The organism is Sphingobacterium anhuiense (genome assembly GCF_042686355.1).
Taxonomy (GTDB): Bacteria; Bacteroidota; Bacteroidia; order Sphingobacteriales; family Sphingobacteriaceae; genus Sphingobacterium; species Sphingobacterium anhuiense.
This window is the reverse complement of record NZ_JBHUPE010000016.1, coordinates 1-8,899: the sequence shown is the minus strand read 5'-3', so window position 1 is coordinate 8,899 and position 8,899 is coordinate 1. Positions and strand designations below refer to the sequence as shown.

Genomic DNA, 8,899 nt, shown 5'->3' with positions numbered 1-8,899 from the left:
GCTTGTTTTTCTTATTCATAAAAATGCCCCCAGAAAGTGTCTAACTTTTTGGGGGCACTGCAAATGAGCAACCCTTTTTTATTTAAAACATTTTGACCACTTTATACGTTATATATAGTAATTGATCACTAAATTTTATATAATATGGATAAATTGAAGAAATTTGAATTGATGGAAAAAATTTCCAGAGAATTAGAAGATGTAAGAAAAAGTCAGCAAGCCGTATTAGAAAAAATTGGAAAAATCGAGGTGGATAATATCGAACTTGGAGACCAAAATCTAGAAAAGATTCTGCCGGATATTTTTCAACGTACAGCAGACAATTCAGATGCAATCCGTCAACTATTAGATTCTTTCCAGGAAAAAACAGAAGAATTTGGAGAGAAAAACAATGTTGCGAAACTAAAAGAACAACAACAAATCAATAGCATTAAATAAAAAAGAAGAGCTTCCTATTTGGAAGCTCTTCTTTTTGTATATTCATCAATGACAAATGTCAATTGATCTTCTTGACTCATATAAGAATTATCCAATACAATGGCATCTTCCGCTTTACGCAAAGGACTTTCTTCCCTTGTGCTATCAATATGATCGCGATGTGCTAGATTCTTAACAATTTCATCGATCGTCACCTGCTCTCCCTTATTGGTCAATTCTAAATAACGTCGATTAGCACGTACTTGCGGATCCGCTGTCATAAAAATTTTCATATCTGCATCCGGAAATACAGTTGTGCCTATATCGCGACCATCCATCACGATATTACGTCTACGCCCTAATTTCTGTTGCTGTTTTACCATGGCTTGACGAACAGCCTTTATTGTACTCACTTCACTCACCATATCCGAAATATACATCTGACGGATTTCATCCGATATATCTTCATCATTAAGATGAATCTCAGTTTTATCATCATTAGGAATGAAATCGATATGAATATTTTCCAACGCCTCAGCTATCGCTTTATCATCCTTCATATCTATTCCCTCTCGCAGAAAATAAAGTGTTACAGCACGGTACATTGCACCACTGTCAATGAAAACAAATTTTAATTTTTTGGCCAGTGCTTTTGCCACGGTGCTTTTACCACATGATGAAAAACCATCAATAGCGATAATAAAGTTATGTCTTGTTGTCATAAAACTAATTCATTCCCCCAATAATCACCCCAAGCTTATTCACTAAAGGAACCAGTATTAAATTCCCTTCTATAATGCTTTCAGGTAAGAAGATGTATTTCTTATCGTAAATAATATTATCAATATAAAAACTTAACCAATACTCATTTGTTAAACCGAATACCTGTTCATCAATAGCTTCGATTTTTTCGAAAGAATGCGGAGCAACATTACCGATAAAATGACGTAATGTACTTGTGATCACATTTGCACCATCCTTTTCACCATAACCTTTTGAAGTAACCAAGACATTTTGAATTTCCTGATTCTTTTCATTAATCAAATAGACATTCCAAACTTTTGACTCCGGGCTTTCACTCTCCAAAACAACAGCAATCGTAATATTTTGAACGATGTTTTCAGGTAAATCCTTTTTCATTTCAATTATTTATCTTTTGTAGCTTTAACAGCCGCTTTTTTTGTCGTTGCAGTCTTTTTAACCGCTGTTGCTTTTTTAGCTGTTGTAGCCTTTTTAGCTGGAGCTTTCTTAGCAGTAGTAGCTTTTTTAGCGGTTACTTTTCCTTTCCCTTTAGGAGCATCAGCTTCCGCCCATTTCAAGACATCTTCATACGTGATCTGCTCCACTTCTGTCCCTTTAGGGATTTTCAGATTCTGCTTTCCAAAACGGATAAACGGTCCCCAACGTCCTTGTTCAATTTGAGCTTCAGGATTTTCATCAAAAACACGAATAACCTTTTCAATATCTTTTTGTCTCTTTTCTTTGATGATTTGAATACACTCCTCTTCTGTCACATCAAGAGGGTCAATACCTTTTGGTAAAGAATAAAAAGAAGAATCATGACGGATATAAGGTCCAAAACGGCCAATGGCAACAGTCATTTCCTTTTCTTCAAAGATACCAACCTTCTTAGGAAGCTTAAACAATTCCATAGCATCCTCAAAAGTAATCGTTTCGATCATTTGTCCTTTTCTCAAAGATGCAAAACGAGGTTTCTCTTCATCATCCTGTGCACCAATCTGCACCAAAGGACCAAACTTACCAATACGGACAGATACAGGTTTACCCGATACAGGATCGACACCCAATTCACGTTCGTTGTTAGCACGTTCAGCATTTTCTAACGTATTCTGTACTTCTGAATGAAAAGGTCCGTAGAATTCACGCAACATATCTGTCCATTCGGTCAAACCATGTGCAATTTCATCAAATTCCTTTTCTACTTTTGCCGTGAAATTAAAATCTACAATACCTTTAAAATGTTCAACTAAGAAATCATTAACGACAATACCGATATCTGTTGGAAACATTTTCCCTTTTTCAGCACCAGTAATTTCAGTCTTAGTAACGGCAGAGATTTCCGTATTTTCTAAAGTCAATACACGATAATCACGTGAACGTCCTTCTCTTTCTTCTTTCACTACATAACCGCGATTTTGAATCGTAGAAATTGTTGGCGCATAAGTAGATGGTCTACCAATACCCAATTCTTCCAACTTCTTCACCAAAGCAGCCTCTGTATATCGAGCAGGAGGTCTTGTAAAACGCTCTGTCGCATTCATGCTTTTCAATACGACCGATTGTCCTGTTACTAAAGGTGGCAACAAAGAGTTATCGCTATCATCATCATTCGTTACATCTTGATCATCATCTGTAGATTCAAAATAAACTTTCAAGAATCCATCAAACTTCATGACCTCACCTGAAGCAGATAAATCCTCCTTACGTGTAGATATAGAAATTTTAGCTAATGTTTTCTCGAACTCTGCCTCACTCATTTGAGAAGCAATAGCACGTTTCCAGATTAAATCGTACAAACGTTTTTCTGCTGCATCACCTTCAATGCTATGTTCAGAAAAATAAGTTGGACGAATGGCTTCGTGGGCCTCTTGAGCTCCAGAAGTTTTTGTTTTATATTTTCTTAACTTATGATAACGATCACCATAAGCAGAACGAATTTCTTTCTCAGCAGCTTCTGTTGCTGTATCACTTAAATTAACAGAATCGGTACGCATATAGGTAATGCGACCAGCTTCATATAAGCGTTGGGCAACCTGCATAGTACGTGCAACAGAAAATCCTAGCTTACGACTAGCCTCCTGCTGTAGCGTTGAGGTAGTGAACGGAGCTGCTGGAGCTCTTTTCGCAGGTTTTGTCTCCAAACTCTTGACAGCAAATTCCGCTGTCTTACAATCCTCTAAAAACTGCTTTGCTTCAGACTCTGTTGCAAAACGCTGTGGCAGCTCAGCTTTAAAACTATCTTTAACTTTTCCAGTATGGAAAAATGCCACAATACGAAAGGATGCTTCCGCATTAAATTTTATAACCTCGCGCTCGCGGTCTACAATTAAACGCACTGCTACCGATTGAACACGTCCTGCGGACAACGATGGTTTTACTTTCTTCCATAACACAGGTGAAAGCTCAAATCCTACCAAACGATCCAGTACACGACGGGCTTGCTGTGCATTTACTAAATTATAATCTATTTTACGTGGGTTCTCAATAGCCTTTAAAATCGCAGGTTTGGTGATCTCATGAAATACAATACGCTTAGTACTCTCATCTTTTAAACCTAAAGTCTCAAATAAATGCCACGATATAGCCTCCCCCTCGCGGTCCTCATCGGATGCTAGCCAAACTGTTTCTGCAGCTTTAGCCAACTTCTTTAACTCACTGACAACAGCCTTCTTATCACTCGGCACTTCATATTTTTGTTGAAAATCTTTATCTGTATCAATAGCATCATCGGTCTTCACCAAATCACGAATATGTCCGTAACTGGACTTTACCAAAAAGTCCTTCCCTAAATACCCTTCTATTGTTTTCGCTTTCGCTGGAGACTCTACTATGAGTAAATTTTTAGCCATTTAAATTTGAGATTTGTGCAAATAAAGGCATTTCTTTAACGAATGACAATATTTTTAGTCTTTTTTTACATTATTTAAGGAAAAAAAAATAAATAACCATTTGTTTTATTCCAAAACAAGGGTTCATATTTTTTTATAAAATTCTGTTTTTTACCCGTAGAAATTTAATAAACAAGCTTTAATAATACCAAAGACGTATCGCTTTAAATTACATCTATATTGGATGAAATCGTACATCAAATGTATGAGCCATCAATTATTGACAACAACCATATAGCTAATAAATGGTTATAAGTATCGTTATAGCTGACGAAAAGATTACCTTGGTTTACCTAACGACAAGAAAACAAACTCCAATCGGTTGGTGACTTTGTAAAAAACAATTTGGAGAACAAAATACTAATTAAAAAATAAATAAAACAAACTTTCAAGCTATTTCGTTTATAATGTAAGGCCCTTCTTTATAAAAGATATACCTGAAAAAGTGAACATTTGATAAACAAAATATCCAAAATCATATCATTGTATGAGCAATTTCAAAAGAAAGACGAATCTAGAAAACGTAAATAAAACTTCAAAATGGGACATTGTTATCATTGGAGGCGGGGCAACTGGGCTTGGTATCGCTGTCGATGCGGCTTCTCGAGGATTTAAAACATTATTACTCGAAAAATATGATTTTGCAAAAGCAACCTCAAGTAGGAGTACGAAATTAGTCCATGGTGGTGTGCGGTATCTCGCAAATGGAGATATTAAACTTGTCTATTCCGCATTGCATGAAAGAGGATTAATTTTCCAAAATGCACCACACTTAGCTAAAATTCAAAGCTTTATTATCCCATGTTATACATTTTTCAGTAAGTGGAAATATCTGATTGGATTAAAAATTTATGATTGGATGGCCGGTTCTTACCGGATCGGAACTTCTAGATTTTTATCCAGCAGTCAGGTTGTTTCAAAACTACATGCTGTCAAACAGGAGAATCTAAAAGGCGGAATAATCTACTATGATGGTCAGTTTGATGACTCCCGATTTGCAATCAATCTAGCGCAGACAGCAAGTTCTCTTGATGCAACAATCTTAAACTACTGCAATGTGAATGCCATTCATAAAGATACAAACGGTCAAGTTTGTGGTGTTTCATTTACTGATTTAGAATCAAACCAGAATTTCGAAGTCAAAGCAAAAACAGTTATTAATGCTACCGGAATATTTGTTGATGATATATTAAAACTGGAATCACCTGTCCACAAGAATTTAGTAAGGCCATCTCAGGGAACACATATTGTCATTGACAAAAAGTTTTTAGGGGAAGAAGATGCCCTTATGATTCCGGAGACTAATGACGGACGTGTGCTATTTGGTGTGCCATGGCACGACCACATTCTATTAGGAACGACAGATACGCCCTTAGATATTCACACTATTGAACCAAGACCTTTAGAAGAAGAAGTAGATTTTATTTTGGAAACGGCTAAAAACTACCTCAATCCTGCTCCTACCCGATCAGATATACTCAGTGTATTTGCAGGTTTACGACCGCTAGCTGCACCAGATGAAAGTAATCCAGCCTCAACAAAAGAAATCTCCCGGGATCATAAACTGATCAGTAGCAAATCGGGGTTAATTACTATTACTGGTGGAAAATGGACTACATACCGTAAAATGGCAGAAGATACCGTCAACAAAGCCATTCAGATCGGACAGTTAAATACCGCTCCTTGTATTACAAAAACTTTAAAAATACATGGTTATCATAAAGAAAAACAACAAGGACATTGGCAGATATATGGTTCAGATGCAAAGTTAATACAAGAGTTAGCACAAAAGGATCCAAATTTGTCGCAAAAACTTCATCCCAAATTTGATAATATCGCGGCAGAAGTCGTGTGGGCAGTAAGAAATGAAATGGCAAGATGCCTGGAAGATGTTTTAGCAAGAAGAATGCGTATGCTGTTTTTAGATGCAAAAGCAGCCATGGAGGCTGCTCCCTTAGTTGTTCAGATTATGGCCAAGGAGCTTGAGCAATCGAAAACATGGGAAGAAGAGCAGCTTGTACAATTCCTTTCACTTTGTAAAAACTACACTTACGATTCCTAACCCATTAACGACGCACTTATGAGTACTAAAGAATACATTTTAGCATTAGACCAGGGCACAACTAGCTCAAGAGCAATCATCTTTTCGAAGTCAGGAAAAATAGAGGCGATAGCACAAAAAGAATTCAAGCAGATTTATCCAAAGTCCGGTTGGGTTGAGCATGATCCTAAAGAGATTTGGTCCAGTCAACTTTCAGTTTTTACAGAAGTTATGGCCAAGATGAAGATCACCCCAAAACATATCAAAGCCATCGGAATTACGAACCAGCGTGAAACCACTATTATTTGGGATAGAAAAACCGGAGAACCCATTTATAATGCTATTGTATGGCAAGATCGAAGAACAGCAGACTATTGTAAGCAGATCGAAAATCAAGGCCATGGCAATACTATTCAGAAAAAAACCGGCCTTCGTATCGATGCCTACTTTTCAGCATCTAAAATCAACTGGATATTAGATCATGTAAAAGGTGCTAGAGAGAGAGCAAATGTTGGAGAACTCGCTTTTGGAACCATAGACAGTTGGATTATTTGGAATTTAACCGATGGAGCAGTCCATGTGACCGATGTGTCCAATGCATCAAGAACGATGTTGTACAATATCCAAACCTTAACATGGGATAAAGAATTGCTGACCATATTTAACGTACCTGAAAGCATTCTTCCAAAAGTAGCCTCCTCGTCAGAAGTATATGGACATACCTCGGGTCAGATCCTTTCCAGCAGCGTACCTATTGCAGGTATTGCCGGCGACCAGCAAGCGGCCCTTTTTGGACAAATGTGCACACAAAAAGGAATGGCAAAAAACACTTATGGAACAGGTTGCTTCTTATTAATGAACATTGGCTCAAAACCAATTTTTTCGAATAACAATTTAGTCACTACGATCGCCTGGAGAATTGGAGGAAAGGTAACATACGCTTTGGAAGGAAGTGTATTCATTGGGGGAGCTGTTGTGCAGTGGTTGAGAGATGAATTAGGTATCATCAAAACTTCTGCAGAAATAGAAAAATTAGCCGAAAGTGTACCGGACAGCGATGGTGTCTATATGGTTCCGGCTTTTTCAGGTTTAGGAGCGCCACATTGGAATCCTTATGCACGCGGTACGATATTAGGATTGTCTAGGGGCAGCAACGTCGCTCATATTGCCAGGGCTGCGCTAGAAGGAATCGCATTTCAAATAACAGATATTTTGACTGCTATGCAGTCTGATTCCAATATTGAAATCAAAGAACTTCGTGTAGATGGCGGAGCCAGTGCGAATAATTTTCTGATGCAAACCCAGGCTAACTTTCTCAATACAATTACCATACGTCCTGAAGTGACAGAAACGACAGCACTTGGAGCAGCATATTTAGCCGGTCTAGCGGTTGGATTTTGGTCTAGTGTCGAAGAAATAGCCAAACAATGGCAAATAAATAGAACATTTACACCAACACCAGATCCATCGATTGAACAATCTTTGCGAGAATGGAAGCGCGCTGTGGAGACAACCAAGTTTTGGGCTAACTACGATCTTAACGCTTAAGCCAGTTATTATGAATGTACTAATCGCAGAATTTATTGGGACAGCCGTGCTCATTTTATTAGGAGGAGGAGTTGTCGCAAATGTTGTACTAAAAGATACTAAAGGGAACAATTCAGGTTGGATGGTAATCAGTACAGCTTGGGCATTAGCTGTATTCGCCGGAGTAACGATTGCTGGACCATATAGCGGTGCGCATCTTAATCCTGCCGTTACACTTGCTAATTTAATATTGAATAAAATGACCTTAACTTTAGGACTCCAGTATATCGCAATGCAAATTTTAGGAGCTATGTTTGGTTCATTTGTCGTTTGGTTGATGTACAAAGATCATTTCAGCCAAACCGATGATGCAGGAGCTAAAGAAGCCGTATTTTGTACAAGACCTGCTATATTTAATCCTAAAATCAATATCGTAAGTGAAATTGTAGGTACTTTTGTCTTAATATTTTGCATTCTACATTTCACTGAACCAACGACACAGCAAGGTCAAACTTTTGGGTTAGGTACTATAGGAGCTATACCTGTAAGTTTTATTGTTTGGGTAATCGGGCTATCTTTAGGCGGTACAACAGGGTACGCCATCAACCCCGCCCGAGATATAGGTCCACGAATTACACATGCTTTATTACCGATAAAGAATAAAAAAACATTCAATCTAGCCTATGCCTGGGTGCCTATAATCGGTCCACTTATAGGAAGTACTCTTGCCACGTTGATCTATCTATGTATAAATTAAGACGATTAAAATTTGTTCCGTTCAAAGAATGAAAATCCAATATTCTATCATAAATATCATAATAAGCATTAAGAATAACCTAATCCAGGTAAATAAACTGGATTAGGTTATTTTTTATCAAGTATAATAAAAGGAAACCTATTGCTAATAAATCATGCGATCTCAAATAGACTATCATATTTTACATACAAAACTGATTAGCTAAGTGATAACGAAGAAATAAAAAGTCAATTCACAAACCAAGTATTTAAGATAAAGAAAACTAGTACCGGTATATAAGAGGTAACCAATTGCATTATAAGAGTCCTAAAAAAATTAGATATCAAAAACGATAGAAATACAGCTATAAATTATTGTCCGATAGAAAGAGGATGTAGAAGCTGAATAGGCTAAATGATGAGCATGAAGGACCTGCAAAAGTTACCGAAAGAACAGGAATAGCCATGTTCTCAGCATAAAAAAGGTATAAACACAAAAAAGCCTCTGCTGTATAGCAAAGGCTTCTGTATAAAAAAAGGCACCGACCTA

The 8,899-nt window shown here is 37.3% G+C and carries 7 protein-coding genes; 4 read left to right on the top strand and 3 right to left on the bottom strand.

Annotation, left to right across the window (positions count from 1 at the left end; genetic code table 11):
- Window positions 1-144 precede the first annotated feature (144 nt).
- The gene (locus tag ACFS6I_RS22975; protein ID WP_380924051.1) at window positions 145-438 is read left to right on the top strand and encodes a hypothetical protein; all 294 of its coding nucleotides are present in this window, start codon (window positions 145-147) and stop codon (window positions 436-438) included.
- 14 nt (window positions 439-452) lie between these two features.
- Here ACFS6I_RS22975 and cmk read toward each other — a convergent pair whose 3' ends face one another.
- The 3 genes from cmk to topA are packed head-to-tail and all read right to left on the bottom strand — an operon-like array spanning window position 453 to window position 4,007.
- Complete coding sequence (cmk, locus tag ACFS6I_RS22970; RefSeq protein ID WP_132842228.1) at window positions 453-1,139, bottom strand: (d)CMP kinase; 687 nt, start codon at window positions 1,137-1,139, stop codon at window positions 453-455.
- Between the two features lie 4 nt (window positions 1,140-1,143).
- Window positions 1,144-1,557: a hypothetical protein gene (locus ACFS6I_RS22965; RefSeq protein ID WP_021191794.1), complete on the bottom strand. Its 414-nt coding sequence runs from the start codon at window positions 1,555-1,557 to the stop codon at window positions 1,144-1,146.
- A gap of 5 nt (window positions 1,558-1,562) precedes the next feature.
- Window positions 1,563-4,007 carry a type I DNA topoisomerase gene (gene topA / locus ACFS6I_RS22960; RefSeq protein ID WP_380924048.1) on the bottom strand — a complete coding sequence of 815 codons (2,445 nt, stop codon included), beginning with the start codon at window positions 4,005-4,007 and terminating at the stop codon, window positions 1,563-1,565.
- Window positions 4,008-4,533: 526 nt separating this feature from the next.
- Between topA and ACFS6I_RS22955 the strand changes: the two genes are divergently transcribed.
- The 3 genes from ACFS6I_RS22955 to ACFS6I_RS22945 are packed head-to-tail and all read left to right on the top strand — an operon-like array spanning window position 4,534 to window position 8,371.
- Complete coding sequence (locus tag ACFS6I_RS22955) at window positions 4,534-6,108, top strand: glycerol-3-phosphate dehydrogenase/oxidase (protein ID WP_380924046.1); 1,575 nt, start codon at window positions 4,534-4,536, stop codon at window positions 6,106-6,108.
- An 18-nt stretch (window positions 6,109-6,126) separates the two neighbouring features.
- On the top strand, window positions 6,127-7,635 hold the full coding sequence (gene glpK, locus ACFS6I_RS22950; RefSeq protein ID WP_380924044.1) for a glycerol kinase GlpK: 1,509 nt from the start codon (window positions 6,127-6,129) through the stop codon (window positions 7,633-7,635).
- 10 nt (window positions 7,636-7,645) lie between these two features.
- On the top strand, window positions 7,646-8,371 hold the full coding sequence (locus ACFS6I_RS22945) for an MIP/aquaporin family protein (protein WP_380924043.1): 726 nt from the start codon (window positions 7,646-7,648) through the stop codon (window positions 8,369-8,371).
- Window positions 8,372-8,899: the final 528 nt, after the last annotated feature.

Excerpts from the sequence above, each read along its gene's own strand:
- topA (WP_380924048.1), bottom strand. The coding sequence starts at position 4,007 with ATGGCTAAAAATTTACTCATAGTAGAGTCTCCAGCGAAAGCGAAAACA.
- glpK (WP_380924044.1), top strand. The coding sequence starts at position 6,127 with ATGAGTACTAAAGAATACATTTTAGCATTAGACCAGGGCACAACTAGC.
- ACFS6I_RS22945 (WP_380924043.1), top strand. The coding sequence starts at position 7,646 with ATGAATGTACTAATCGCAGAATTTATTGGGACAGCCGTGCTCATTTTA.
- ACFS6I_RS22965 (WP_021191794.1), bottom strand. The coding sequence starts at position 1,557 with ATGAAAAAGGATTTACCTGAAAACATCGTTCAAAATATTACGATTGCT.
- cmk (WP_132842228.1), bottom strand. The coding sequence starts at position 1,139 with ATGACAACAAGACATAACTTTATTATCGCTATTGATGGTTTTTCATCA.
- ACFS6I_RS22955 (WP_380924046.1), top strand. The coding sequence starts at position 4,534 with ATGAGCAATTTCAAAAGAAAGACGAATCTAGAAAACGTAAATAAAACT.
- ACFS6I_RS22975 (WP_380924051.1), top strand. The coding sequence starts at position 145 with ATGGATAAATTGAAGAAATTTGAATTGATGGAAAAAATTTCCAGAGAA.